Annotated in this window: 28 protein-coding genes; 8 read left to right on the forward strand and 20 right to left on the reverse strand. The window is 53.0% G+C overall.

Annotation, left to right across the window (positions count from 1 at the left end; all coding sequences use genetic code 11):
• Window positions 1-118 precede the first annotated feature (118 nt).
• Genes otnC through ACR0AJ_RS19995 form a run of 7 tightly spaced genes read right to left on the reverse strand, consistent with a single transcriptional unit; the run spans window position 119 to window position 6,442 of the window.
• Window positions 119-760: a 3-oxo-tetronate 4-phosphate decarboxylase gene (gene otnC, locus ACR0AJ_RS19965; protein WP_170352025.1), complete on the reverse strand. Its 642-nt coding sequence runs from the start codon at window positions 758-760 to the stop codon at window positions 119-121.
• Window positions 757-2,034: a 3-oxo-tetronate kinase gene (gene otnK, locus ACR0AJ_RS19970; protein ID WP_480741737.1), complete on the reverse strand. Its 1,278-nt coding sequence runs from the start codon at window positions 2,032-2,034 to the stop codon at window positions 757-759. Before otnK ends, otnC begins: the two co-directional genes overlap by 4 nt.
• Window positions 2,031-2,828, reverse strand: a complete 798-nt coding sequence (locus tag ACR0AJ_RS19975) for an N-acyl homoserine lactonase family protein (RefSeq protein ID WP_480638645.1) — start codon at window positions 2,826-2,828, stop codon at window positions 2,031-2,033. Before ACR0AJ_RS19975 ends, otnK begins: the two co-directional genes overlap by 4 nt.
• A complete protein-coding gene (locus ACR0AJ_RS19980; RefSeq protein ID WP_480638644.1) occupies window positions 2,825-3,112 on the reverse strand; it encodes a putative quinol monooxygenase in 288 nt (95 codons plus the stop codon). Before ACR0AJ_RS19980 ends, ACR0AJ_RS19975 begins: the two co-directional genes overlap by 4 nt.
• Window positions 3,112-4,623: a tripartite tricarboxylate transporter permease gene (locus ACR0AJ_RS19985; protein WP_480649307.1), complete on the reverse strand. Its 1,512-nt coding sequence runs from the start codon at window positions 4,621-4,623 to the stop codon at window positions 3,112-3,114. Before ACR0AJ_RS19985 ends, ACR0AJ_RS19980 begins: the two co-directional genes overlap by 1 nt.
• A 4-nt stretch (window positions 4,624-4,627) precedes the next feature.
• A complete protein-coding gene (locus tag ACR0AJ_RS19990) occupies window positions 4,628-5,377 on the reverse strand; it encodes a hypothetical protein (RefSeq protein WP_480644830.1) in 750 nt (249 codons plus the stop codon).
• Window positions 5,378-5,434: 57 nt separating this feature from the next.
• Complete coding sequence (locus tag ACR0AJ_RS19995; RefSeq protein ID WP_170361964.1) at window positions 5,435-6,442, reverse strand: Bug family tripartite tricarboxylate transporter substrate binding protein; 1,008 nt, start codon at window positions 6,440-6,442, stop codon at window positions 5,435-5,437.
• A 135-nt stretch (window positions 6,443-6,577) separates the two neighbouring features.
• Between ACR0AJ_RS19995 and ACR0AJ_RS20000 the strand changes: the two genes are divergently transcribed.
• From ACR0AJ_RS20000 to ACR0AJ_RS20025, 6 genes are all read left to right on the forward strand, one after another.
• Window positions 6,578-7,666, forward strand: a complete 1,089-nt coding sequence (locus ACR0AJ_RS20000; RefSeq protein WP_480741739.1) for an isocitrate/isopropylmalate dehydrogenase family protein — start codon at window positions 6,578-6,580, stop codon at window positions 7,664-7,666.
• On the forward strand, window positions 7,663-8,694 hold the full coding sequence (locus tag ACR0AJ_RS20005; protein ID WP_480741741.1) for a Gfo/Idh/MocA family protein: 1,032 nt from the start codon (window positions 7,663-7,665) through the stop codon (window positions 8,692-8,694). Before ACR0AJ_RS20000 ends, ACR0AJ_RS20005 begins: the two co-directional genes overlap by 4 nt.
• Window positions 8,691-9,368 carry a GntR family transcriptional regulator gene (locus ACR0AJ_RS20010; protein ID WP_170361961.1) on the forward strand — a complete coding sequence of 226 codons (678 nt, stop codon included), beginning with the start codon at window positions 8,691-8,693 and terminating at the stop codon, window positions 9,366-9,368. The genes ACR0AJ_RS20005 and ACR0AJ_RS20010 overlap by 4 nt, the downstream gene beginning before the upstream one ends.
• A gap of 215 nt (window positions 9,369-9,583) precedes the next feature.
• On the forward strand, window positions 9,584-10,684 hold the full coding sequence (locus ACR0AJ_RS20015; protein WP_480741744.1) for an Acg family FMN-binding oxidoreductase: 1,101 nt from the start codon (window positions 9,584-9,586) through the stop codon (window positions 10,682-10,684).
• Window positions 10,674-11,123: a MarR family winged helix-turn-helix transcriptional regulator gene (locus tag ACR0AJ_RS20020; protein ID WP_480741746.1), complete on the forward strand. Its 450-nt coding sequence runs from the start codon at window positions 10,674-10,676 to the stop codon at window positions 11,121-11,123. The genes ACR0AJ_RS20015 and ACR0AJ_RS20020 overlap by 11 nt, the downstream gene beginning before the upstream one ends.
• Before the next feature lie 338 nt (window positions 11,124-11,461).
• Entirely contained in the window at window positions 11,462-12,994 is a 1,533-nt protein-coding gene (locus ACR0AJ_RS20025) for a phospholipase D family protein (protein WP_480741747.1), read from the forward strand.
• A 103-nt stretch (window positions 12,995-13,097) separates the two neighbouring features.
• On the opposite strand, the gene ACR0AJ_RS20030 is transcribed toward ACR0AJ_RS20025, so the two are convergent.
• From ACR0AJ_RS20030 to ACR0AJ_RS20060, 7 genes are all read right to left on the reverse strand, one after another.
• A complete protein-coding gene (locus ACR0AJ_RS20030) occupies window positions 13,098-13,652 on the reverse strand; it encodes a CIA30 family protein (protein ID WP_480741749.1) in 555 nt (184 codons plus the stop codon).
• 11 nt (window positions 13,653-13,663) lie between these two features.
• The gene (locus tag ACR0AJ_RS20035; RefSeq protein WP_480663598.1) at window positions 13,664-14,116 is read right to left on the reverse strand and encodes a TspO/MBR family protein; all 453 of its coding nucleotides are present in this window, start codon (window positions 14,114-14,116) and stop codon (window positions 13,664-13,666) included.
• A gap of 13 nt (window positions 14,117-14,129) precedes the next feature.
• Window positions 14,130-14,633, reverse strand: a complete 504-nt coding sequence (locus tag ACR0AJ_RS20040; RefSeq protein ID WP_480649291.1) for an aggregation factor core — start codon at window positions 14,631-14,633, stop codon at window positions 14,130-14,132.
• Between the two features lie 134 nt (window positions 14,634-14,767).
• On the reverse strand, window positions 14,768-15,151 hold the full coding sequence (locus ACR0AJ_RS20045; protein ID WP_170352040.1) for a nuclear transport factor 2 family protein: 384 nt from the start codon (window positions 15,149-15,151) through the stop codon (window positions 14,768-14,770).
• A 145-nt stretch (window positions 15,152-15,296) separates the two neighbouring features.
• Entirely contained in the window at window positions 15,297-15,677 is a 381-nt protein-coding gene (locus ACR0AJ_RS20050; protein WP_170352041.1) for a VOC family protein, read from the reverse strand.
• Entirely contained in the window at window positions 15,674-16,690 is a 1,017-nt protein-coding gene (locus tag ACR0AJ_RS20055; protein ID WP_170352042.1) for a zinc-binding alcohol dehydrogenase family protein, read from the reverse strand. The genes ACR0AJ_RS20050 and ACR0AJ_RS20055 overlap by 4 nt, the downstream gene beginning before the upstream one ends.
• A 26-nt stretch (window positions 16,691-16,716) precedes the next feature.
• Window positions 16,717-17,007, reverse strand: a complete 291-nt coding sequence (locus ACR0AJ_RS20060) for a putative quinol monooxygenase (RefSeq protein ID WP_170352043.1) — start codon at window positions 17,005-17,007, stop codon at window positions 16,717-16,719.
• A gap of 104 nt (window positions 17,008-17,111) precedes the next feature.
• On the opposite strand from ACR0AJ_RS20060, the gene ACR0AJ_RS20065 reads away from it, so the two are divergent.
• Complete coding sequence (locus tag ACR0AJ_RS20065) at window positions 17,112-17,999, forward strand: LysR family transcriptional regulator (protein WP_170352044.1); 888 nt, start codon at window positions 17,112-17,114, stop codon at window positions 17,997-17,999.
• Between the two features lie 32 nt (window positions 18,000-18,031).
• Here ACR0AJ_RS20065 and ACR0AJ_RS20070 read toward each other — a convergent pair whose 3' ends face one another.
• The 4 genes from ACR0AJ_RS20070 to ACR0AJ_RS20085 form a co-directional block, all read right to left on the reverse strand.
• On the reverse strand, window positions 18,032-18,937 hold the full coding sequence (locus tag ACR0AJ_RS20070) for a haloalkane dehalogenase (protein WP_170352045.1): 906 nt from the start codon (window positions 18,935-18,937) through the stop codon (window positions 18,032-18,034).
• A gap of 254 nt (window positions 18,938-19,191) precedes the next feature.
• A complete protein-coding gene (locus ACR0AJ_RS20075; protein ID WP_480741762.1) occupies window positions 19,192-21,081 on the reverse strand; it encodes an SLC13 family permease in 1,890 nt (629 codons plus the stop codon).
• 340 nt (window positions 21,082-21,421) lie between these two features.
• Window positions 21,422-22,528, reverse strand: a complete 1,107-nt coding sequence (locus ACR0AJ_RS20080; protein ID WP_480741752.1) for an alkene reductase — start codon at window positions 22,526-22,528, stop codon at window positions 21,422-21,424.
• 122 nt (window positions 22,529-22,650) lie between these two features.
• Window positions 22,651-23,247, reverse strand: a complete 597-nt coding sequence (locus tag ACR0AJ_RS20085) for a TetR/AcrR family transcriptional regulator (protein WP_480741753.1) — start codon at window positions 23,245-23,247, stop codon at window positions 22,651-22,653.
• 551 nt (window positions 23,248-23,798) lie between these two features.
• On the opposite strand from ACR0AJ_RS20085, the gene ACR0AJ_RS20090 reads away from it, so the two are divergent.
• Window positions 23,799-24,218 carry a hypothetical protein gene (locus tag ACR0AJ_RS20090; protein ID WP_170414957.1) on the forward strand — a complete coding sequence of 140 codons (420 nt, stop codon included), beginning with the start codon at window positions 23,799-23,801 and terminating at the stop codon, window positions 24,216-24,218.
• Window positions 24,219-24,992: 774 nt separating this feature from the next.
• Here the strand turns inward: ACR0AJ_RS20090 and ACR0AJ_RS20095 are convergent.
• Complete coding sequence (locus ACR0AJ_RS20095) at window positions 24,993-25,460, reverse strand: lytic transglycosylase domain-containing protein (RefSeq protein WP_254428635.1); 468 nt, start codon at window positions 25,458-25,460, stop codon at window positions 24,993-24,995.
• Window positions 25,461-25,568: 108 nt separating this feature from the next.
• Window positions 25,569-26,555, reverse strand: coding sequence for a DMT family transporter (locus tag ACR0AJ_RS20100; RefSeq protein ID WP_480741755.1), 987 nt, complete (start codon window positions 26,553-26,555; stop codon window positions 25,569-25,571).
• Window positions 26,556-26,704 lie beyond the last annotated feature (149 nt).

The raw sequence follows: 26,704 nt of genomic DNA on the forward strand, positions 1-26,704 counted from the left end.
CCGCCATTGATTTCATTAAAGAAAATTCTTGAAGTTCGACCATATTTCTGCGCGATATTTGCTCATAACTCTGCACGATTTGCCCAAAAGTCTGCGCACTCCACTTTTCGGTGCCGGATTAAATCCTTCCGAAAGTCTCTTTGAGTTCTGCGACTTGAGCTACATCCAGCAACCGGGTTGGCAGGCCCCGCAAAGCCACTAGTAGCTTGGCTGTTTCTTCTAACTCTTCTGCTGCACAGACCGCTGAGAAGAGATCCTTTCCCGAAACGACGGGACCGTGATTGGCCAACAGAACCGCACTATACTTGCCGCCCAGTTCGCGGATCAAGTAACCGGATTTCGGGTCGCCTGGTTTGATGTATGGAACCAGTTTGACCGTGCCGACGCGCATCACCACGTACGGCGTAAGCGGCGGAATACAGTCATTGGGATCGGTGTCTTCCAGACACGACAGAGCAGTGGCCCAGGTCGAGTGCAGATGAACCACAGCGCCCGCTTCCGGCCGCGTGTCATAGAAGGCTTGATGCAGAAAAACCTCTTTGGTCGGCTTGTCGCCGGAAACGTGGTTGCCATCCAAACTAATCTTGGCGATGCGCTCGGGGTCGATATCGCCCAAGGTGGAATTCGTTGGCGTCATGAGGATCCCGTCATGTAAACGCGCGGAGACATTGCCCGCCGTGCCGACGGAAAAACCACGCGCAAACAGTGATGCACACAGTTCCGACATCTGCCGTCGCAGTGTCTGTTCTTCAGAACTCATTTACCGGACTCCATCATTCTGAGGGCCTTCGCGAAAAAGTCCGGAGCGCCGAAGTTTCCAGACTTTAGAGCCAGCGCAATGGGTTCAGTCTTTCCAACGCTCAAGACTGGCACGCCCGGATCGATCTCTGGCCCAATTGACATGGCCTGTGAACCCAATGCCTCAGAGACGGCCTTGGCGACAGCGCCTGACGTCTCTCCTCCGGCCACGACAAGGCGCTTATGACCCGTTTGAACAAGTTCTCGTGCTGTTTCCGCAAAGAGATTGTCCAGCCTGTCCGCTACTACTTCTTGACCGAATTGACTTTGGATCGCACGCACCTCTTCCGGGCTTCCTGATGAGTAAGCGAGAGGGGACTCTCTTGAATGCGTTTCAAAGAAATCCAGAAGCGTTTGCGTAGTCACATCCCCGGACATAACACCCGGAACATCGATGGCGAACGTCGGATTGGATTCCGCATGAACATCGATCTGCCCGCGTGTCGTACCTGAACATGACCCTGCAAGGATAGCGGCAGGCCCAGAGATACCTGTGAACACAATGCCACCTCTTTTGGACGAAGCTTTTCTGACGAAGTTTCTGGGTAGACCCAATGCTATCCCGGATCCCCCGGTAATCAGCTGGGCATCCATCAGTGCCTCGCCCCAGGCCAGCAAATCCTCGTCCGAAATCGCATCACCGATTACAAAGCGTTCGTCTGCGATCTGCAACGCATCAGCAATCGCCTCTGGCCCTTGCTTCACGGTGCCAACTGGAACCAACCCAACCGCCTCTTTGGCCTGGTGCTGCAACCAACGCCTGATGTTCGCATCCGTCATCGGAGTAAGAGGGTGATTTTCCATCCCAGACTCGTGCAATAGCTTGCCGAGCACAAAAAGATGGCCGTGATAGATGGTACGCCCCGTGGTGGGAAAGGCCGGACAGAAAACCACCTTCTGCGCGTCCAGTTCGTTGGCAAGCGCTTCCGCGACCGGGCCGATGTTTCCTTCATTAGTGGAATCGAATGTCGAGCAGTATTTAAAAATGAACTGCTGGCATCCTTGATCCTTAAGCCACCGCAGAGCTTGCAAGCTGTCCGCTACGGCTTCCTCAATAGGTGCGGTGCGGCTCTTAAGTGAGACCACACCCGCTTCGATCTCTTTGTCGGCTGGGGTAGTTGGAATACCCGGAAACTGAGCCGTTCGTAATCCACCTTCCGGCTCAACACCTTTCGCCAAGGTGTTTGCGACATCACTTGCACCAGTAAAATCGTCCGCTATGACACCGATTTTCATAGTTCAATGTCCCGCGTCGGCCCTGGATCCAGCCTATGGATATGCGGTGCCGCGCCCACGGGAAATACCTCACGCACAAGTGGATCATGGCCGGGCACGATAAGCCTAGAATGCGAAGCCAACCTCTCAAGTGTCTCGAAACCATCCATCATGTCTTGCAGGTCGACGACGATAGGAAAGGCTTTGCGTGCCATGAAATTCTCGTAATAGTGCGAGGCGTCAGAGGCGAGTACCATCCACCCGGCCGCCGTTCTTACGCGAACGCATTGCAACCCGCGCGAATGCCCTCCGATGCAGTGCACCGTTACCCCATCTGCAATCTCGGCTTCTCCATCGTAGAACACGACCTTGCCTGAATAGAGACGCTTTACGACCTCGCAGACATGGCCAGCCGTGAAAGGCGCACGCAGGTGATCCTGGCACATGCATGGACCTGTGGCGAAGGCCATTTCCGCCGACTGCATGTGCAATTTCGCGTTAGGGAACAAATGCAGCCCCCCTGCATGGTCATAATGAAGGTGGGTCACGATGACCTCAGTCACCGCTTCTGGCATAATGTCTAAAGGGCTTAGAGCCTCGCGAGGGTCCATCGCGATGGGACGACCACGTGCGGCGGCCTCATCGGAGTCATAACCGGTATCGACCAGAACGACTTTGTTACCGCGTTTGAGCACCCAAACGAAATAATCCATCGCGTGAGGAGCGTCATGATTATCATCGACAATGAAGCTATCGGCTCGCGTCCGGGCGTTGCGATCCGCGTATTTCACGGCATGGATTTCCCAATCGTTCATCGGATGACCTCGGAATACTGGTGAACTACCTTGGTGGCGATCATATCAGCCACTGCCGCATCGAAGGACTGAAAATGCGCGCTTTCTAGGTGGGCAGAGAACGCCGCGCTGTCCTCATAAACCTCATAAAGAAAAACTGTCTCGGGATCGTCGCCGAGGCACACGTCAAACTGTTGGCATCCGGGTTCTTCACGCAACGAGGTTGAAGCGTTTTTGACCATCAGCGGTAGAAAAGTGTCTCTCGTACCGGGTTTGAGAGTGAAAGTGACAGTGACTACAAACATCAGACAGAAAGTCCTTTCAGGCGTGAGAAAGCGCGCTTTGCAACGGGCAGCTGGCTGAGGATCAGACCAATGTTGAGCACCAGCAGAATGGCCGCACCGGGTCGTGAAAAGAAGACCGAAGGATCCCCATCCGACAGGAACAATGACCGGCGGAAGGTTTCGTCAAACAGGCTGCCCAGAATAACGCCTATCACCAACGGCGCGATTGGGTACTTCATCAGGTTCATGAAGTAGGCAACGGCGCCGACGCCAAGCATCAGGTAGAGATCATTGATACCACCACCGACGCTGAAAGACCCAATTGTTGTCAGAACCATAACGACGGGTAAGAAGATGGTCTGCGGGATGGCAAGTATTTTGATGAATACCCGAGCGGTGAACAGGCCCATCAAGAACATTGTCAGGGAGGCCAGCACTAAAATTGCAACCACGCGCAAAATGATCTCGGGGTCTATCGTGGGGCCTGGGATCACGTTGTTGATCTTGAAGGCCCCCATCAAAGCCGCGGCGGGTGGCGAACCGGGAATGCCCAACACTAAAAGCGGGATTAGCGCACCACCAATACAGGCGTTGTTTGCAGTCTCGGAGCACAGCAGACCTTCCAATGATCCTTTTCCAAACTTGTCGCCCTCGGCAGATACGGTCTTGCCAACACCGTAGCTGACCCAACCGGCGACATCTTCGCCGACGCCAGGAAGCGCTCCTACCCCAGTTCCAATCACTCCTGACCGGCCAATGGTGGGCAGGTAGCGTCGGATGGAGCGTAGGTTCGGAAGGATTCGACCCTTTAGGGCTACAACTTTCCCAGCCTCAACGTGCCTCAAACCGTCGATAATTTGGGGGATGGCAAAGGCACCCATCAAAACTGGCACGACCTGAAATCCGCTCATCAGGTAAGACCAGCCGAAGGTATAGCGCGGCTCAGACAACAGAGGGTCAAGTCCCACCATGGACATCGCAAGCCCGATCAGACCGGCGATCCATCCCTTAATCACCAGGTCTTCGCTCATCAAAGTGCCCGAAAGCAGAATGCCGAAAAGGGCCAGCAGTGCTTTCTCTGGGCTTGCGATGTTCTTTGAAACCAAAAGCAGCGCCCAGACAAAAATCAAAAGCGTGATGGTCCCGATAACTGTGCCAATGAAACTGGCCGTCGTGGTCAGCCCAAGTGCTTCACCCCCTCGACCCGCTTTAGCCAGTGGGTAGCCATCCATGGCTGTCGCCGCGCTGGCTGCTGTGCCCGGAATGTTCAGCAGAATAGACGGGTAAGAGCCGCCGTAAATCGCGCCGACATAGGCCCCGAGCAAAGCGATGAGCGAATAGTCCAGCGGGATTTTGTTGCCGAAGAAACCCGTCAAGATCGTCACTGCCAGGGTTGCCGTAAGGCCGGGCAATGCGCCGAATGTGATGCCCAGGAATACGGATGCGATCAAATACAGATAGGTCAGCGGGTCCACTGCCAGACCCACGAATGCAGTCCCAAATCCAGCTAGTTGCGAAAGAATAAAGTCCATCCGGTCAGTCTTTCCATAGCGGACGAAGCGTCACGTAGTAGTGGTATTCGATTTGCTTGAAGATCAGCCCGCCGCGCGCGGGCACGTTCTGCCGGAAAACAAAGGCCATCGCACAAACGAGGATGAGCGGGGCAAGTATTGCCACCAATGGAACGAACCGCAAAACGCGTTCAGAAGCCGCTTTGGTCAACACCACTAGTGTTAACGCGACCCACAAGGCCAGTGTAAACCAATCATCACCATGTGCATTCCAAACCACCTGTGCAGGAAAGAAGATGAATGCAAACAAACCGGCAGCGACAACTGCGATACAGGCCACCAAAGCACGCTGAGAATGGCCGCCGTAGTACCCGTAGGTCAAAGCTGTAATCAGCAACCCAGAACACAGAATGAAGTCCACTCTGGGGACCAGTCCCACGACATATGCAAGAAGGATCAGGCCGATTGTTGATGCTCGATAGGCTTCCGACCTATCCCATCCGATCCCCAAAGCACTGAGCGCGTTTTGGGCTCCACCTGAGCGGATCGAAATAGCTAGCAAGACGAAGGACAACACAAGCAATCCACCGAAGATGAACAGCGGTACAATTGCAGCCGAGTTGTACCAGTCCGACCCACTGACACCTGCGCGGTTTTCACCCCAAAGGGGGATGTCCGACGTCTTCCAAAGGAAAAAGGTGGAAATTGCTATCAGACCAATCGAGGCCCAGAAATCGCGCGCCCGCATGATCAGTGTATCGTCAGGTTTGTCCATTGCCTGCCTCTTGTCGGAAAGGGCGCGATTATGCGCGCCCTTTCAAATGTGATCGGATTATGGCTTCTCGATACCCAGCGACGCCGGATCGACGGTTGCGGCACCCAAATCTTGTAAGGTGTAGGCAAAGGTAGCTTCGAGGTTCGCAAACAGCTCTTGAGCTTCTTCGCCGTGTTGACCACCGACATCATAATTGTTTGCAGAGGCCCATTCAGCGACGGTGTCGGAGGCAATCGCTTGCTCGAAGGCATCACCAAGCGCGGCCTTTACGTCGTCCCCCGCTGAACTGTGAACTGCAAACCCGATGGCCTGCTTGAGTGGCAAATACTGATCGAGACCGTCATAGATGCCAAAGGCAGAAGGCACTGTTGCCCCTGCAATCTGCGCATCTTCGGGTGTCAACATCGCAAGCGGTTTAAGTTGACCGCCTTCGATCAACGGGGCCTGTTCAGCTAGAGAAGTCACAACCAACGCGACTTCACCTGCTATTGCTGCCTCCTGCCCGGGCGCTGAACCTTTGTATGGAACAAACTTGAATTCTGCACTGGACCCCTTTTCGATAGCCAGAAGGTTCAAGTGGTGGATCGAACCTGCGCCGGAAGCCGCCGCTGGAATGGTCCCAGGAGCAGCTTTTGCGGCGTCGACCAGCTCTTCAAGCGTGTTGTAAGGGCTATCTGCTGGAACCGAGATCAGATCAGGTGATCCGCCAACAATGAACGGATACCAAAAGTCAAATTTCTTATCCCAACCACCCTGCACAGCAGCGGTGACGTTGGACTCTGACAGACCAACCAATGTGTAGCCATCGTCTGGTTGATTCATGACGTAGACCATACCGTTGGAGCCTGCGACACCACCTGTTTGATTGATCACATTGATCGAGACTGGAAGGTGTTTTTCCATCTCGGCCATGATCATTCGGTTGATCGTATCCGTACCTCCTCCGGCCCCCCAGACCACAGCTGTGGTGATATCACGGTAGGGATAATCCTGCGCAACAGCTGCCCCTGCAATCCCGGTCGCCATCACGGCTGCGGCCGCCAACCGCCCTAGCTTTTGTTTCATTTCCAAGTCCTCCCAAACAACTTTGCGTTTATTATTGCATTTATTTGCGTATACATTAAAGAATGCGTTGTCAACGGACTGTAGTGAAAGCTGCTATCGCGCTATGAATGCGAAACGGGAAGGAAGCGGGCTAAGATGAAGAAAAATTATAATGTGGCAGTGTTCCACGGGGACGGAATCGGCCCGGAAATTATGGCCCCTACGCTTGAAATTCTGTACCAGCTTTCGCGCAGCAGTCCTTCATACGAACTGGTGTTTACAGACGCTCCGGCGGGCGCAGGCCACTACGCCAAAACTGGAGAATCGTTTCCGGCTGGGTCACTCGAAACTGCACGCAACGCCGACGCTATTCTGCTATCTGCAATGGGTTTGCCGGACGTTCGCTACCCTGACGGAACCGAGATTTCACCGCAGATCGATCTGCGAAAGCAACTGGGACTTTTCGCTGGTGTACGGCCAGTAAAGGTAAGCAGCGGGCAAATGACCCCCTTGGCGCTGCCCACCGGAAAAGAGATCGACTTTGTCTTGATACGCGAGAGCACAGAAGGACTGTTCTTCACCCAAGGCACTGGCGAAGTTACCGAACACGAAGCACGTGAAACTCTGCTGATCACTCGTGAGGTGTCCGAAAAACTGTTCCGTTTCGCGTTTAAACTCGCCCAGAACCGCAAAAGAACCGGGCGCGGTCGGGGTCGAGTTACATGTGTCGACAAAGCTAATGTGTTCCGCGCCTTTGCGTTCTTCAGATCGATGTTTGATGCAGAAGCTGCACACCATCCCGAATTGCAGGCAGACCATGCCTATGTTGATGCCACCGCTCTATGGATGGTTCAAAAGCCTTGGGAATTCGATGTATTGGTGACTGAGAACATGTTCGGAGACATCCTCTCCGACCTTGGCGCGGGTCTCATGGGTGGTCTTGGACTGGCTCCGTCAGCGGATATCGGGTTGAATCACGCTGTATTCCAACCCTGCCATGGTTCCGCTCCGGACATTGCGGGACGGGGTATTGCCAATCCTTTTGCGATGATCCTGTCCGCAGCAATGATGCTTGAATGGTTGGGGTTGACCCATGATCATCCAGACCTGTCCAACGACGGCGAACGGTTGAGCGAAGCCGTGGAAAAGGTGACTGCGAACGGACAGAACCTGACGTGTGACTTAGGTGGCACCGCCGGAACGCGGGATGCAGCCGCGTCGGTATTGGAAGCATTGCGGGCATGAATACTCAACAAGCCATCAAGGTTGCGTGTGTTGGAGCGGGATACTTCAGCAAATTCCACTACGAAAGCTGGTCCCGAATGCCCGGAGCGGTTCCGATTGCATCCTGCAACCGTGATATCAACAAGGCGAAAGAAACAGGACTGGCCGCTTACAATGATCTGTCAAAAATGCTGGAGGTGGAAAAACCAGATCTCGTGGACATCATCCTTCCACCTGTGGCGCAGGCCGACGTTATCCGAACGGCACTGCGCTCTGGAATAAAATGGCTGATCTGCCAAAAACCTTTCTGCATGTCATTGGATGAAGCTAAGAGGATCGTCTCCGAGGCTGAAGCAGCAGGCGCAACCATTGTCGTGCATGAGAACTTTCGCTTTCAGCCCTGGTATCGTGCGATCAAGGTAGCGATGACCGAGGGTCGAATTGGAACACCTCTACAAGCGACTTTCCGACTTCGACCCGGTGACGGACAGGGACCGCGCGCCTACCTAGACCGGCAGCCGTACTTTCAGGATATGCCACGTTTCCTCGTTCATGAAACAGCGGTTCACTGGGTAGACACATTCCGATTTTTATTCGATGCGCCCAGCGCAGTTTATGCGGACTTGCGTCAAGTTAACCCCGTTATCGCGGGCGAGGATGCAGGTTACATCCTGTTTGACCACCCCAACGGTTTGAAAGCTCTGTTCGATGGGAACAGGTGCCTTGACCACAGCGCCGAAAACCTGCGTCAGACTATGGGCGAAGCTCTCGTCGAAGGAACGGAAGGATCACTGGTTCTTAACGGCGACGGTTCAGTAGAACTCCGCGTTTTTGGAAAACAGGAGCGGCAGCAGATTCTACCTCCAAGCGATCACGATGGGTTTGGAGGTGACTGCGTCCACGCCTTGCAAAGTCACGTCGTTTCAGGCCTTCTAAGAGGCACACCGTTGGAAAACACGGCCCGAGACTATTTGGACGTGATCCGCATCGAAGAGAACATCTATCTCTCGGCTGCGGAAGGGCGAAAGATCAACCTGGAGACACCGTGAAGGATCAGGACGCAAAAACTCTTTCCAATACGCAACGCGCTGTTAGGGATTTGCGGCAGATGATCCTGTCCGGCGAACTTGCCGCCGGGACTGACCATCTGGAGTCGGAACTCGCCGAAACTCTGGGCATGTCCCGCACCCCGATACGGGAAGCTGCTTTGATGTTGGAAAGTAAAGGGTTGCTGGAAATGCGGCCCCGCAAGGGCGTGCGGATACTACCTGTTTCATCAGATGACATGCGTGAAATTTACGACATACTGACGGAACTCGAGAGCCTCGCAGCGCAGCGCGCTGCCGAAGCGGGTTATTCCGAAGATGAACTGGCGGTACTTGCTGGATCAATTGCAAAGATGGACCAAGCCATCGAAGCCGGAGACCTTGAAGCCTGGGCCGAGGCCGACGAGTTGTTTCATCAGGAGCTCGTTCGGTTGGGCGGCAACAAACGGGTCGAAGCGATTGTCGCCATGATGAGCGACCAGGTGCGTCGCGCGCGCGCAACTACGTTGTTCATCAGGCCCCTGCCCGTCAAATCCAATGAAGATCACCGGGTTGTTTTTCAAGCGATTAGTGAAGGTCGTCCAGATGCCGCCCGCGAACGTCATCGAGAACACAGGCTGCAAGCGCAGGCTATGCTTTGCGGGATACTCGAAAAGCATCGGCTCAACAGCCTCTGATCTTCTCGTGTCCGGTCGTTAATCAACTAAAATAACTGCCAATTTTCGACATCAAAGGCGCTCCGAATATTTGTCGCCCACGGCAGTCCACGGTTGCGTCCGGCTGTTCTGATTTTCTTTTTTCAAATCACTCAATCAATCACTGTATCGTTTGGGGTTGATGTGGTACGAATTCGTATTAAATTAGTACGATATCGCACTATTGGAGAGTCAAGATGCTAAACCGAAGACGTTTTCTCAAGATTCTAGGCGGAGGCACAATACTGGCGGCAACCGGTGCGGTTGCGTTTCTCGCTACACGCACACCGCATGACGCGCTGGCTCCGTGGACGCCAAAACCGTATGACGACCCACGCAAAGTTGCTTTGTCCTATGCAATTCTCGCCCCCAATCCGCACAACTTGCAACCTTGGCTGGTCGAGTTGGTTGGACGAGACAAGGTGCGCATCCACCGTGATCCTGATCGCGAGCTTCCGGAAACCGATCCTTACCACCGTCAGCTCTATATTGGCCTCGGGGCATTTGTTGAGACGATGGTACTGGCGGCAAGTGCTTTCGGGTTCGATACCGAGGTCAAGTTACTGCCAGATGGGGATGACGGACCCATCGCAGAAGCAGTGTTTGTGCCAGGCGGGACATCCGATCCACTATCAGATCAAATCCTCAAACGGCATTCCAACAAAGAACCGTACACTGAACAGCGTCTGTCCGAGGCGGAAATGTCAGTCCTTGAAAACTACGCCACTCTGATTTCCGATGAGAGTCTAGTGGCCCGTATTCGAGACCTCACGAAACGCGCATTTGAAATCGAGATGCGTACACCGCAGACGCTGAAAGAATCCGTCGACCTCATGCGGATCGGGAAAGCAGAAATCAACGCCAACCCTGACGGGATTGAACTGCGTGATCCCATGCTGGAAACACTGCGACTAGCAGGTCTGTTGGACAATGAGACCCTGATGAACGTTGACCACCCAGGTACTCAGTCACACATGCGAGGCTACTTCGCCATGCTAGACGCGACGCCGCAATACGCGGTCATGAAGACGGCTACAAACACGCGAAGCGATCAACTCGATGCCGGGCGTCGATTGATGCGTTTTTACCTGAAGACAACCGAAATGGGCCTGGGCGTTCATCCGGTCAGTCAGGCACTTCAGGAATATCCCGAGATGGCCGATGAATACGCTCTGGCGCATGAGCTTCTTGCGCCAACAGGGCACACAGTGCAAATGTTGCTGCGTTTGGGGTATGGACCCGAACCAATTGCCACACCCCGCTGGCCGCTGGAGACACGAATTCTGAATGAAGCCTGAACATGAGACCAACGAAGTCTACCGGTTCTTCACCGAGGTCGGGATCATCAATCAGTTGATCTCGACCAAGCTAGAAGCGTTCTTACCTGGCAGAATGACCGCAACCCAATTTGGCATATTGGGCCACCTGGTCCGGCGCCCCGAGGGAGAGACGCCACTACAGCTATCGAACGCTTTTCAAGTGCCCAAGACGTCGATGACGCACATGCTCTCCAGTCTTGAAAGTCATGCCTTAATTACCCTTGAAGCCAACCCCAATGACAAGCGTTCAAAAATTGCCCGGTCCACACCGCGAGGCGCGGAGTTTTTGAAAGCTTGTATGGATCGGATGTCGGAAGCCCTGGATCCTGTTTTGTACGAACTCGGGTTCGATCCATTTCGCAACTCGCTGCCGAATCTGGCGCTCATACGCGAAGCTTTGGACAGCGAACGGGACTAAGTAGAACCAGCGCCGCCCAAAGCACGACCTCAAACGATCAGAACACCATGCTATCTGCGCCTAGGAGCAGCGACGGCGATCCTCGAGGCAAGATGGGCATGTCGTCAAATATTGCAATCCACGCGTCACCATCAAATACCACGAGTGGTTGGTTAAATTCCCGCCTATTGGGGAACTGCCAGAGTTCGTTCGAACTAGCACGCCGTCACAGTCGCCAATCGACAAAGTAGGATGTGCGAAATCAACACCAAAAACGAAACAACCTCAGGCTACATAGAACAAACTTGCAATCGCGTGCTCCGGCGTAGTCACCTAAGGCATAGGGTTGGAGGAAGCAAATGGCGCAATGGAAGTTCCTGGTTTGTGTTTGTTGCGCGCTGGCTCTTGTAGCTTGCGCTCCAAAAACCCGCACATATGAAAAGACGGTATCGGCTTCGCTGCCAGCGATTTCAGGCACAGCTCTGGGCCTGGCGGCCAATCGCCTTGGGAATCCCAAAGACGGTCGGTCAGGCGTCAAGCTAATCAGTGATGGCGAAGAAGCGCTCGTCTCAAGGCTGTTGTTGGCGGCTGCGGCTGAGCAAACGATAGACGCGCAATACTACCTTCTGCACAACGACCCAACGGGCCACCTTTTTGCAGCTAGTCTATTGCAGGCCGCAGATCGGGGTGTTCGTGTCCGATTGTTGCTGGATGACATGGATACGTCCAGCTATGACGCGATGACAGCCGCATTGGACAATCACGAGAATATTGAAATCAGGCTGTTCAATCCGTTTTGGCGCGATCAGAGCCTTTTGTTCGCGGGTCTGACGGACTTCAAACGCATCAACCGCAGAATGCACAACAAGTCCATGACGGCGGACAACGTGTTCACGATAGTGGGTGGCAGAAACATCGGTGCCGAGTATTTTCTGGCGCGGAAAGAAATGAACTATGCCGATCTGGATGTGCTGGCCGCAGGCCCAGTTGTACGCGAGGTGTCGCAAAGCTTTGACGCATTCTGGAACAGCGAATTCGCCGTTCCGGCTCGTGTGGTCGTTGGAGAACCCCAAGAATTTGACCTTGCTGATGCACGAGTCCGGTTGAACGAACTGGTCGAGGAAGCGAGGCAAACGCAATACGGCGCTGCCCTCAGAAAATCAGCGCAAGAGAACTTCGCGGATGGAGCCCTGTCACTGGATTGGCTGCCTGCGAAACTTTATGCTGATCCGCCCTCGAAAGCCGCCGGCCTCGAGAACTCAGGTCCCGTCCTGGCATCTCAATTGCTTCCGCACTTTGAGAATGCCAGCAGTGAGGTGACCATCGTGTCCGCCTATTTCGTGCCGCGCAACAACGGTGTGAGATGGCTGACCGAACTCGAAAACCGCGGGGTCGACGTAAAGGTTGTGACCAATTCACTTGCATCTAACGACGTCGCACCCGTTTACGCGCACTACGCCAAGAAACGCCGTGCACTTCTACGCGGTGGGGTAGAACTCTACGAACTGCGCCCCGACGCCTATCAGGTCCAACGTCGGGGTATTAACTGGGCTCAATCTCGATCAGGCCTACACTCCAAGGCATTTGCAGTTGATGACCGATACTTGTTCGTAGGGTCGTTCAACTGGGACCCGCGGTCTGTCAACATCAACACCGAAATGGGAATTCTGATTGACTCACCAGCATTGACCGCACGGACTATGGGTGCCTTGGACGACGCGCTACCCGCATACACATATAACGTAACGCTAGAGCACGCCGGTCAGCTTAAATGGACAACAAGAGGCGATGATGGCAACGTCCTTGAGTATGAATCCGAACCGACAGGATCAGCTTGGGATCACATAGTTTCCGGTTTCCTAGGTATTTTACCAATTGGGTCACAGCTTTAGGTTTGTTGACAAGTAATCTGGCCGCGTGTCGCTCTTCTCGGACACGCGTCTACAGCGAATGGGAAACACCCTGACGTATTTCGGGCCATCGTCCAGGCGACCTTCAGTAAAAGCCAATCTCGCTGACATCTACACGGGCGTCGTGATCGCGCCCGTAGGCGACAATTCCAACTGAGGTGATTTCGTCAGCGACGGGAATAGAGCGCAACAGGGCACCTGAAGCCTTAAAGTTTGACAAAGGTAAAGAAACCTCGGTCCATTCGTCAGAAGTTTCGAACTCGGCCTGATAGTATTGCCAGGGCAGCACCGTGCCACGTGTTCTGAGGTGAACGAAGTATTGCTCGCCGTTGCCCCGCACCACTAACCTGACGCCTGATACACCCTCATCTGGTCGAACAGGTAACTTGCGTCGGAACTGGATGAAGCCGCCGTTGTTTTCTGTACTCACGGTTCCGGTCAACCGCGCGAATGCAACATCACCTTCCGAATGAAACTGCACCTGCCCTGAAGAGACCCCTCCCATAACGGTGTCGGCAATGTAGTCCCAGCGCGTCTCCGGAGACTTGGAGAAGTCTTCAGTAATTTTTCCATCAGCCTGAGCCATTGTGCATCCGATGATAAATAGACCTGAAACAAGCCCAATGAAGTTGGCACGCATATTGTTCCTTCTCAGTTCAGTATCGCAATGGAAAGGTTCAGCGCCGTGGCAAATGCGACCCACGCGAAGTAAGGCAGGAAGGCCAATGCGGAGACCTGATCTGAATTCCTGACCTGAGCGATGAACATGAAGATTACGGCCAACAACGCGACAATGACCACAAGGGCAAACCACGGCAGTTGCAGTACGAAAAAGGCTGGGGACCACAAAAAGTTCAGACCCATCTGCGCCCACCACAGCTTCATTGCGGTCGAACTTCGGTCTGTTTCGAACTGGCGCCAACCAACCATGGCTATCAAGACATAAAGCACCGTCCAAACCGGACCAAAAATCCAATTTGGTGGATTGAAAGCAGGTTTAGAAAGCTGAGCATACCATTCGCCAGGTGCAGTCAGTGTCCCGATCAGGATGCCGCCTCCCATCACGAGGGCAAGAAATGCTATGCGGACCATCCAGTTCGACATTGTAAGGCAGCTTTCAGCAGTCCTTGGTCGCTACGTTGACAACTGCGTCGGAAGAGAAGGTTGCAGTATTGGTCTCAACTGCGTCGGCATATGACACTGTTGCGCCTTCGATCTCGGACCCGGTTACGGTGATTTCGCGTTGCCCGATTGTATCATCAACATCAATGGTAAAGGCGAGTTTGTCCCCAGCCGCGAGGGCGGCGATCTCAAGTTCAATTGTATTTTGCCCGTCCACCACCAAAGGAAGTTGCCGCAGTGCATCAACACCCTCAACGATTTCAAGCGGCTGGAATACCTCTACGCCTGCGCCATTTTCGGTGACATCGAAAATCAGGCGTCCGGTAGATTGCGACAAGTCAATTTTGAGGGTTGAGGCTTCTACTTCGCACGTTCCGACATTCGTCAGAACAAAACGGTCCTTTGGTGCACCTTCTATGAAGCGAATTTGAACTCCGGCGTGAAGCGAGGTAGCTGCGAAAAGTACGAGGCACACCGCAATAATTCTGGTCGGAAGCATTTTTGTCTCCTTTCGACGGTTCCTGACAAATACGCTCTGGCGGCTTTCTTGGATCAGACTTATGCCCTTTGACTATCGTGGTTCAGCCGACAGGACCTTTCAATGTTCCATGCGCCGCTGTCAGAACAGTTAAGTCAAAACATGCCGTTTTCATTCTCGCTGTTTGCCGGAACCTCCTGAAGAACGTCCCAGTGCTCGACAACCTTCCCATCGACATCCAGGCGAAAAATATCGATCCCTGCGTACTCGAGACCATCGGGCCAGATTTGGTGGCAATGCAAAACAACGTGGTCGTCTTCAGCAAAGGCACGTTTGATATCCACACGCTTTCCCGGGTATTCGGCAGCCATACGCTCGAAGTACTCGACAAAGGCTTGCTTGCCGTCGCCAACATGCGGGTTGTGCTGCGTATAGGTTTCCCCAACAAAGATCTCTATGGCCTCGGCAGGTCGACACTCGTTGAACATCATTTCGTAGAAAGCGATGACGTTTTTCTTGTTTGTTTTGAGGTCCGGCATACTGATCTCCAAATCGACATTTGCACCGCCCAAAAAATGTTGGCCCACGCAAGTCTTGGAAGCAACCCGGCAAGGACCTCAATCCCTAATCGGCAAGAAGTTACCGGCTTGATTTTGCGTTGCGACTATTTCGCGGGTTAGCCACTTATTCAGTTTCTTCAAAGTCTATGTGAATGTGATTTCCATCAGGATCGGCCACATGGATTTGGATCATTCGGGATCCCGGGACTTCGGATTTGCGATACTGGATCTGACACGAGATCAGTTTTTCTTCGAATGCTCTCAACCCTGTGGCTGAGAGCGCAAAATGCTCGAGCTTGAGCTTCACTTCGGAGCCGACATTAGGCGTTCCTTCGTGACCCACAAGGTGAACCACGGCGTGATCACCCGCATACAACCAAGCTCCGGGAAACGGAAAATCAGGGCGGGCCCCGAGTTTTAAACCCAAGACCTCTTCATACCAAGTAACCATCTCAGGCAACTTAGTCGTCACGATATTCACATGATCCAGCCGCTCAATTCTCATCTAAAACCCTCAAGCACGAGCTTTCCTTTGGCCTTGCCGCTTTCAAGGATAGTATGCGCTTTCTTTAAGTTTGTAGCATTGATCCTACCAAGTGTATCGGTCGCTGTGGATCTGATCTTTCCGTCATCTATCAACCCGGCGACCTGATTCAGGATTTCGCTTTGACGGTTCATATCTCCAGTCCCAAAAAGCGACCGAGTGTACATGAACTCCCAATGCAATGAGATCGATTTAGGTTTGAACGGCGCGATGTCGAAGGTTTCAGGATCATCAATCAACCCAAAGCGACCTTGAGGTGTCATCACCTCTCCAGCTTGGGAAGCATAAAGCTGGGAATGGTTTGTCGAATAAATGAAATCCACGCTGTCGATACCGAGAGCCTCGAGTTGTGAGCCAAAAGGTTCCGCATGGTTGATGACATGGTGTGCACCCAGCTCTCGAACCCAGTCTTGTGTCTCGGGTCGGGACGCCGTCGCTATCACTGTCAATTCAGTAAGAGCCCGGGCCAATTGAATGGTGATCGACCCGACACCGCCTGCGCCACCAATAACCAACAACGTATTGGTCCCGCCGGAAACGGCATCTTGAACTCGCAAGCGGTCGAACAGCATCTCAAAGGCAGTAAGTGTCGTTAGCGGCATCGCCGCAGCTGCTTTTGCAGATATGGACTTTGGCGCTGACCCGACGATACGTTCATCTACCAGATGAAACTCAGCATTGGTCCCCGATCTGTTTATTGCCCCGGCGTACCAAACTGTATCTCCCGGACTGAAAGTCTCAACCGTTTCACCAACTGCTTCGACGATCCCTACTGCGTCCCACCCCAGAATATCAGGTATTGGACCTACAGGAGCACGTTTTTGACGAATTTTCGTATCAACTGGGTTCACTGACACGGCCTGCACCTTCACCAACAAGTCGTGCTCTTTCGGCGTCGGTTTGTCGGCCTCAAAGTCGATTAAGGCGTCCGCCCGATCAATCGACCCTGTCTCAAGGTATCCCACGGCTTTCATAACGTGCTCCTTTGTCCGGTTCTCAATCAACCGATGACTGTCATCTCATTCAACGTGAATTCTGCAACGGCGCCCTCTGTTGCTTCCAGGTAAGCCGCAAGGTGCTGAGCACCCATGTGGGTTTGCCAAAGCTCTCGGCTTTGCCAGTTTTCGTAGAACACGAAATGAGCCGGGTTGTCGTTGTCCTGGTGCAGGTCATAGTTAATGCAACCTTCTTCGGCACGGGTTATGTCGATGAGCTTGATCAGCTCGGCCTTTACGAGGTCAGTCTTGTCGGGGTTAGCTTTGATGTTGGCGACGATTGTCAACTTGGCCATTGGAATAGGTCCCTTGTGTATTTGCGTGATGCGTTAGATTTACGCCGCAGTCTTTTCGGGATAAACGGAGTATAATCGAACATATAATCCGGAAATACCGTTTAATGCATTTAGACAATCTTCGCTTGTTTCTGACCATAGCCGAGAAAGGCAGTCTTGTGGCCGCGGCGCGCGACACAGGGATGTCGAGCACGACAGTGTCCGAGCGGCTCGCGGCTCTCGAGGCACATTACGGAGTGGTTTTGTTCAACCGCACCACCCGTTCCATTAGCCTGACCGAAGAAGGCCGGACACTAGCTAACGGAGCAAGAAGCATACTCAGTGAGGTTGCGGACCTGGATACACTTGTTCGGCACGGTGCCGAAACTCTGTCTGGTCCAATTCGCATAAGCGCGCCGATTGACTTGGGACGGAGCATTGTTTCCAAGGTTATTGCCGAATTCACCGAAGAGAACCCAGCCGTCTCAATCGAACTGTCCCTCTCGGACGGCTATGTCGACCTTGTGGGCCAGGGTTTCGACCTCGCCGTTCGCTTTGGCAACATCACAGACAGCTCGCTCAGGTTGCGAAATCTAGGAAGCTACCAACGTTTCGTATGTGCGTCCCCAAGTTATCTGGCCTCATTCGGAACGCCCGAAAAACCAGAAGATCTATTAATCCACAACTGCTTGGTCATGAGGTTTGGCGACATGATCGACAACGTTTGGGAGTTTGGATCAGGGCCAAATGCCCAGCGCGTATCGGTAAAGGGAAATCGAATAGTCAATGATGGTTCACTCATCCGCGATTGGGCGATTGCAGGCCATGGGGTCGTATTGAAGTCAGAACTGGATGTAGGCGAAGATGTTCGATCTGGCAGACTTGTTTCTGTCTTGCGCGACTTCCTCCCACCGCCGAAACCTTTGCAAATGATGTTTCCGCCTAGCCGAGCCCAACCACGTCGCATAACGGCCTTGGCCGAGCACTTGCGTCGCAAATTTGGTGTGAATTGAGGCAACAGGGGAAGAAACTAGACTGATACCAGCTAGGTTTGCTTAATGAATTTCAAAGTCGCCTGTGCTAGCTCTCTGCCAGCATCTTCTTGAATGAAATGCCCGGCTTTAGGCACAACGGTATGGTTTTGACCAACTGCCCCAGGGATCGACTTTTGGAACACTTTGTCTACTCCCGCCATGACCCTGTCATCTTCTCCAAAAACGGTCAGAAACGGAGTGTTGAGGGTCTTTAGGGTTTTCCATGCGGCTCGGTTGGCTTCTGAAGCTGGGTTGTCGGGTTTGTCGGGCACCAACATTGGAAACTGTCGAGCGCCTGCCAGATAGCGCGCATCCGGGAACGGTGCGTTGTAGGCTGCGACCTCTTCATCGGAAATCTTGGATGTTGTGCCGCCGAATACGATGCGTCCCGAATTAAATTCAGGAACGGATTGCGAGTATTCCCGCCAAGAAAGAAATGCCTCGCCCAAGGGAGTGTCACCGGTGGGCAAGGCCGTGTTTGCCACAACTACCCGATAGAACCGCTCGGGCATACTCGCAACTAGCCGCAAGCCTATGAGTCCGCCCCAGTCTTGGCAAACCAATGTGATGCTCGTTAGGTCAACTTTCCGCAACCACTCGGACATCCAGTCTACATGGCGTTGGTAGGTGTAATCGAACCGCTCAGCTGGCTTGTCCGACCGTCCGAACCCAATCAAATCAGGCGCCAGAACTCGGTGGCCCGCATCTTTGAATAATGGGATCATGTGCCGATACAGGAAACACCAGGTGGGCTCTCCATGCATCAACAATACAGGCGGTGCCTGTGCCGGACCCTCATCCAAATAGTGCAGTCGGAGTCGACCGCCTTCGGTATCATCCACATCAAGATAGTTCGGGCCGAATGCGAAATCTGGCAACCCGTCAAACCGATGGTCAGGTGTTCGAAGGAACTTCATTGTGAACTCTCCAATATGCCGACGGTATTGGCCAAGCAACAGTGATCGATAAAACAAAAACGGTCCAGTACCAGGGTATGTCGGCGTCAGGTTTGCATTTGTTCGCCGCCCTTCTTCTCTTGCTCGCAGCGAAGTTCCATTTGTATAGATCTCGGATCTGCTGCTCCGACAAAAGGATTGGTCTCAAAGGCCTCATCTTGCCAGTTCTTTTGAGCTGAAGCAGAGTTCAGCAATGCGGATCGCCGAGAGGCGACTCAGAAGAAAATCGCAAGCCCGGTCATTGAGACAACCAAGAAAAGGAGAGTCATAATTCCGCCCGAGCGAACAAAATCGACCACCCGGTAGCCTGCTGGGCCCATGATCAACGCGTTCACCTGGTGGGTTGGGATCAAAAATGAGTTGGACGTTGAAATTGCCACTGTGAGGGCAAATACAGCCGGGTTACCACCCGCTGATATGGCGATAGAAACCGCCAGCGGCACCAGCAGAACAGTTGCACCCACGTTCGACATGACCAGCGTGAACGCTGTCGCCAAAATGGCGATTCCTGCTTGCAAAGACCAGATCGGCCACCCCTTCAGGAGGGCCAACACATGCGCGGCAATCCAATCCGCAGTGCCGGTGTTCTGAACTGCCTGGCCCAACGGGATCAGCGAAGCGAGCAGAAAAACTGTGCTCCAACTGATCGACTCGTAGGCTTCATCAATCGAGAGCACCCGGCTCAAAACCATCCCAATAGCGCCGATCAACAGGCACAATGACAAGCGCAGATCAGAGAACAAAATTAAGCTCAACGCTATTAGGAAGAAGGCGAGCGCCCATCCGACCTTGTGTGGCCGCAACTCTTCCTGGGGAAAGTCCGAGGTTACAACGACGAAATCCCTGTCTGACTTCAGTCGTGTCAGACGATCCCACTGCACGTGCACCACACATGTGTCGCCGGCTTGCAAAGGAACTTGCCCGATATGCGTGGCTGCATGATCCTCGGTTTCAACGTGGCTCAGTGTTTCTTCGCCACGCTGAATGGCTAACAAAGACAACCCATGTGTTTGACGGAGACGCAAATCAATCGGAGTCTGGCCGATCACTGAAGAACCGGGAGGAATAACAACCTCTGCCACCCCTGATTGAGTCGCGGCGAAATCATCCGCAAAGACGTCTAGTTGGGGTAGTATCTCTAAGCCGTAAGGCTCAGCGAACTGATGCTCAACCACCCGACGCAGGCCGAGCACTGCGAGCCGCGCCGGGGCTTCGATCTTTGTATCAGCCATCGGCGCGATGACCTTGTGGCCGCGATAGGATGTACCAAGAATGTAAATATTATGGGCGACCATGACATCCGCGAGCGTTTGTCCAATCAAGATCGAGCCTTCTGGAACACGAATCTCGAACATATCGGCCCTAAGCCCATAGGTGTTTTCTACATAGGTCTGCATGGACCGAGCTGAGCTTGCGTCTTCTCCACGCTCTCGCTGCGCTGGAAGGACCCAACGACCAAAGAGCACAAAGTAAAGAACCCCTGTCAGCACCAGCATCACACCGATAGGCGTGACTGAAAACAACCCAAATGTCTCCATTTGTTGGTCAGCCGGAAGGGATGAATTTGCCGAAACGATCAAGTCATTCAACAGGATGAGGGGCGACGACCCGACCAATGTGATCGTACCACCCAGAATCGCGCAAAACCCCATGGGCATCAGCAACCTACTCATCGGGATTTCCGTACGTGCTGAGATGCGGCTAACAACAGGCAGAAAAAGCGCAGCAGCTCCGACGTTCTGCATGAAAGAGCTGATGACACCAACCGTTGTTGAAATTATGGGGATTATCCGGGCCTCTGTCGTGCCACCATTCTTGAGGATCAAGGCCGCGACCTTTGACATAAGTCCAGTCTTATCAAGCCCAGCCCCAATTACCATCACTGCGATGATGGACATCACAGCGTTGGAGGAGAAACCTTCAAAGAGCTTGGATATATCGGCTAGATTACCTAGCCCCGGTAGATAGCTCAGTGCGCCAAGCAGTACCATTACAAGAATTGCTGCGACATCGATCCGTATAATCTCGGTAACAAAAAGTAAGACGGTAAAAGATAATAGACTCAGTACGGCTATCATTTCGTACGTCAGTGTTGGTAATTCCATATCGTACTCCCAACCTAACGTTACCTGACCAGCAGCAAATACGAAGAACCAACTCTGCGCGGCAGATAAGTCCAAAATCTATCACGTCGGCTCACACAGCTCGTTTTCTCGGACGTGGTATCTGCTGAAAACTGGATTTCGCCAACTCAAAGAGACGCTGAAGATAAACTCAAAAGCCTCTCTTAATCACCGCAATCGGAGGGAAGCAGTCCATTCGTAGACTTGTGACAGAACCCCGCTTCAAGAAAGGGTATTGCCGTAACCTCGAAGTGAGCGCGTCCAAACCGGCGCGCTCACTCTATTTGGTATCGCCTGTTACCAAGGAGTTAAGAGTGATGCATCACTCTGCGGCAACCGCTTCCTCTTCCAGTGCCGGGTAATCGGTGTACCCTTTTTCAGTGCCGCCGTAGAGAGTGGTTGGATCGAGCTCATTCAGCGCGGCGTCTTTCTCCAGCCGACTGACAAGATCCGGGTTGGAAATGAACGGTCGGCCAAAAGCCACCAAATCGACGGCACCGGTCTCAACCGATTCAATCGCCATTTCGCGATCATAAGCGTTGTTGCCCATTTTCGCACCGTCAAACAATTCATAGAGCGCCTTTAGATCGCCACCTTCAGGAATATCACGCGGGCCGCCGGTCTGTCCTTCCACGAGATGGAGATAGGCCAACCCATAGCTATTCAACAATTTGATCGCATGGGAGAACGTCGCCTGCGGGTCGCTGTCGGAGATGTTGTTGGCGTACGAGAACGGGCTGAGGCGAACGCCAACGCGGTCGGCGCCCCACACGTCGACAACCACGTCCATGACTTCCTTCAGGAATCGCGCTCTGTTCTCGACAGGACCGCCGTATTCGTCTTCACGCCTGTTGGATTCGTCCCGCAGGAACTGATCGATCAGATATCCATTGGCTGCGTGGACCTCGACACCGTCGAAACCAGCCTCTTTGGCGTTTTCCGCGGCCCTCCGGTAGTCGGAAACAATGTTCGCAATTTCTTCGATGGCCAGAGCCCGCGGTTCAGATGTTTCAACAAACTGCTCACCATCAAACGTCTTGGCCTTAGCTCCAATTGCGGATGGTGCAACAGGGGCGCCACCATCCTGCTGCAAGCTGTAATGCGAAATCCGGCCCACATGCCAAAGCTGGATTACAATTTTCCCGTCCTTGGCATGGACGGCCTCAGTCACTTTTTTCCAGCCGTCGATCTGCGCTTCGGAATAAATGCCGGGCGTCCAGGCATAGCCCTTGCCTTGGGGTGAGATTTGCGAAGCCTCCGTGATGATCAGACCTGCACCCGCCCGCTGGGCGTAGTACTTGGCCTGCAATTCATGGACACTGTCATCCTCGGCTCTTGCCCGGTTGCGGGTCAATGGCGCCATGACAATGCGGTTTTTCAGCTCGATTGCACCAGCTTTGATGCCGGAGAACAGTTTTTCATCAGCCATTGCTGCTTCCTTCTTTGGTAAACTTCGTTCAGAAATTATTGGACCAATCAGTCCAATATTAGGGTCACTGTCTTTTGATTGAGTTTGTTTTAGGTTTCTTTTCCTTATGGTGGCGGGAGGCCTTATGGCGAAATCACCAACCGGGCTTGTTTCAGGGTTTGCGATATCTGCTCAGCGGAAACGCCCGCCTTGCGCAAGGCTAGTGTTCCGATTGCAAGGGACGCAAAGGCGCGTGCCTTGTCGAGGGCCTGTCCCGGATCCGAAGGCTCAAGCGCTCTCGCAATAATCTCGTCAATATTCTCCAAATGCTGCCGCCCGAGAGCCGCCACTTCATCATCATGAGGAGCAAGTTCCGTCAGGCAGTTGATAAGCATGCAGCCATCACGACCGCCTTGCGGGTTCGCCAAAGCTTCCATTATCGCACCAACAGGGTCATCTCCGCCCGCGTCAGCAACGTCACGCAGCGCTTTCAAACCACGCCTTGAATAGTGGCTGAGGGCTTTGTGAAACAAAGCCTGCTTGTTGCCGAACGCTCCATAGAAGCTGGACCGGCTCAAACCCATGGCCTTGGTCAGATCATCCACGGACGCGGTCTCGTAGCCCTTGTGCCAGAATACACACAAGGCTTTTTCCAATGCCTCAGCTTCGTCAAAGGCACGAGGTCTACCTGGACCTGCGGATGATTTGATGTCGCCATTTGGGAGAGTTTTTTTGCTCATGCGCATGATTTGGAATGATTGGTCCAGAAATTCAAGGTGGCGGTAGGAAATTTTTGGAATGGTCAGTCCGTATTATGACCAGAGAAAGGAATTTAGGTCGGTAGAAATACAAGACCTCACGCTAATCTTAGGATCAGGACTGTTTGTCTTTTTGCGGGAGTGTCAGACGAGGAGGATCGTGATCGTAAAAAAGAGAGCCCGCGCTCGGTACTAGTTTCCAACACTGGACTGAGTGACTGGCGGCTTTGTCCAACGCGCTGATCTTGATCACTCACAAACCAGAGATTGGTTCGGTAGATTCATGGCCAATGCCCTCATCTTGTGAGGATTACTACTCCAATGAGTAACAAAGCCAGGAATTCAGAACTGGTTTTACGAGCATCAGAACGGCGGGTCATCGTAAGCAAACCAACAATAATTTCAGCGCGCTAGGCAAAAAAACGAGGGCAGCTGAAGTTCAATTTGCCCAATGTGAACTTCTTAACTTTGGTTAGAACGGTTTTTTGGCAGTATCGTTTCATGAGTTGTTAGTGAGTTCAGTGAGTGAGTAGATGTATTTGCATAATTTCGAGGGGCATTGTTGCGCGGTCAATGACATCCGGATGGATGATTTTGCGCGTGAGTATCCGTTGCTGGACGATGTAGGCGTGCACGCACAATGGCAGAAGGGCTCCTGGCAGATCACGCGGATAGCCGACATCTGGACACGAACCGGGAAGGTGCTTTCTTTACCTTACAAAGGAGCCAACGCCTATCCATCTTTCCAGTTTGCTCAGGATGGAACCCCGCTTCCTTTGATGGAAAAAGTGTTGAAAGCCCTGCCACGTGAAATGACCCCGTGGCAATGCGCGTTCTGGTTAACCTCACCCAAACTGGAACTCGGAGGGGAAAGCCCGGCAAATCGCATTCAGATCGGCGATGATTGCATAGTCGGTATCGCAGGCGATGCTGGTGGTCTGAAGGCAGCTTAGTGTTAGCTTTTGGTCACTCATACGTCGTACAGCATCTGGCAAATTCGTGTCTCCCCTGCTTTTTTCTGCCTCCGGCAAGAATAGCGAGATCAGGGCACTTAAATGTCCATTCTCTTCAGAGAATTCAGAGACAATACCAAGCAGCCCATCCATAAATACGAATGGCCAAGAGCATACTGAAATACGGGTACTAACTAGGTCTTCGAATATCGATACCCGTTGGAGAAAATCCCACCGACAAGTACAACTGCTCTGCAAATCTGTTATCTGCCGCTACGCGTAGCGGAAACTCAACAAACTCGGTTTCTGCATATTTCTGTCAAACAGACTTCACCGCTCAAACACAGCCATCATCTGCCTGCGCAATCGCGCCAGATCCTCATCCACACTAGCGGTAGGATCCCGGCTCAGTGTGTGACTGGCTGGATCAAGGGGCATACACGCCGGAGCAGCGTTTGGTATCTGGTTCGAAAAATCGCGGATTTGGCAATTCGGGAGATTGAACCAACTTCTGGTAATAGGCAGGGCGTGTCACCAGACGACACCTAAAGCAACGCACAGGTAGGAATTTCGGTGCCAGTCTCCCGTCTTTCCACACCAGTGCAAACTACTTGCGCCGGAGGACTAGGTCGTTTGCAGAATTGGAGCCTCTCCTGAGGAAGCGCTCGCACGCCCGACAACTAGCTTTTCCGGGGCCATGACAAATAACTCAAAGTTAGCAACTTGCCCAAAAGTCTCAGTTCCAGAGGGGAGTAAGAATGTCAGAGACGGGCTTCATCCGCAGTACTTTCGCACCTCAGTATCCCTAAGCCCGGTGGCCACAAGCATGCATCTGTTTCGCGCCTCGTAATAATACCCGCGGGCATACCACATGACCGCTTCGGGCTCATTTCCATCTGAAACCATCCAAGCACCACGCAAATATCTAATGGCGTATGTTAGATTGGTCTGAGCGTCCAAGAGGTCGGAAGGCTGTCCGCGAAATCCCATCTGGCGCGCAGTAGCAGGCAGAATCTGCATCAGCCCGTAATAGGGACCATTTCGGGCATTAGGGCGGTAGTCGCTTTCTCGCTGGATCACACGGTGTACGAGGCTCCGCGGCACTCCGTTTGCGTCCGCGGTTTCGTTGATCATCACACGCAACTCAGGGGTCTCGCCTGGATAAAGTCGCGTCAAAGGCTCTGCGGGTTCATTGCCGCAAGCGGTAAGAATTAGCGCAGCAAGAATGACTGTGTATCGCATCAAAATTCTCATCTCATTAATGACAAGATTCATCAGTGCTCAACTGTGATTGATATTCAATATCCCAAGGTATTTTTGAGCGGCTTTTGGCAAGAATTGATTTGGCACCTAATACCGACGGTGCACTCTCTTTTCAGTAACAACGTGCCTCTTTTTCTGACGCTCGCGCAAAAAGACAAACAGTCCTGACCCCAAGATCAGTGAAATACCGACTGCGACAGGCAGGTTTGGGAGTTCGCCCCAGATGACCCATCCCCAGAAAATAGCCATGGGAAGACCGACATATTCAAACGGTGCCACTGTAGCTGCGTCTGCCATTCGGTAGGCTTGGCCAAGGCAATACCCGACAATTGCAGAATTGAATCCGAGGCCAATAAACAACCAGCGGTCAGCCCCTTCGGGCCAAACCCACGCACGCAGTAAGAAGATCAGGCTATCGTTCTCGAGCTCGCTCGCAAAACGTCCATCCCCTGCCACTGACCAGAACAACAGACTGACAACGATAAAGCACGCCTGAATGTACACGGCCATTGCTGAGGCTTTGGACTTTGCGCCAAGAAAACGGGTCATCAAGTTGTTGAGGGCATAGGTAAATGCAGCAAGAACCGGTAAGGCATACATCAACAGACCAACTTCACGCTCGCCGCCGGCCTCCCATGGGCGAGTCATGATCACCACGCCCCAAAATCCCACAAGCACAGCACCAATCCGCATCGGCCCAACTTTTTCGCCAAGCAATGGGATACTCAGCAAGGTGATCATCAAGGGGGCTACGAAGAAAACAGCGGTGGCTTCCGCCAGCGGCATTACCGCCAGGGCCGTAAAGAACGTCAGATTGGCAATGACAATCAGCAAACCGCGCACAAGGTGAAGTCCCGGCTGATCGGTTTTCAGGATGCGCCAACCACCCTCCATCTGGACCAGGGCAAAGCTGAACCCGATCCCGATCAACGATCTTGTAAACACCATCTGGTGCAAGGGGTAACCGCCAGACAGGAATTTAATCAGCATGTCATTGACAGAAATCGCCAATATTCCGATCAGCACGAACACAATACCAGCTGTCGGGTTTTGTTGTTTTTGTTCCGCTGTCATGGAGTGCCCTTTCACAGGGCCACTACCATGGGTCAAAGAATAGGTCACGTCGCTTTGCGACACGGCAGTTCGCTCAGATATCCGCGACGCGTATCTGTGACCGGTCGCAGCCCAAACCGGAAATTCAAAACTAGACTTTGCAGTTTTCC

It is taken from the genome of Ruegeria sp. CJ9, from assembly GCF_056536625.1.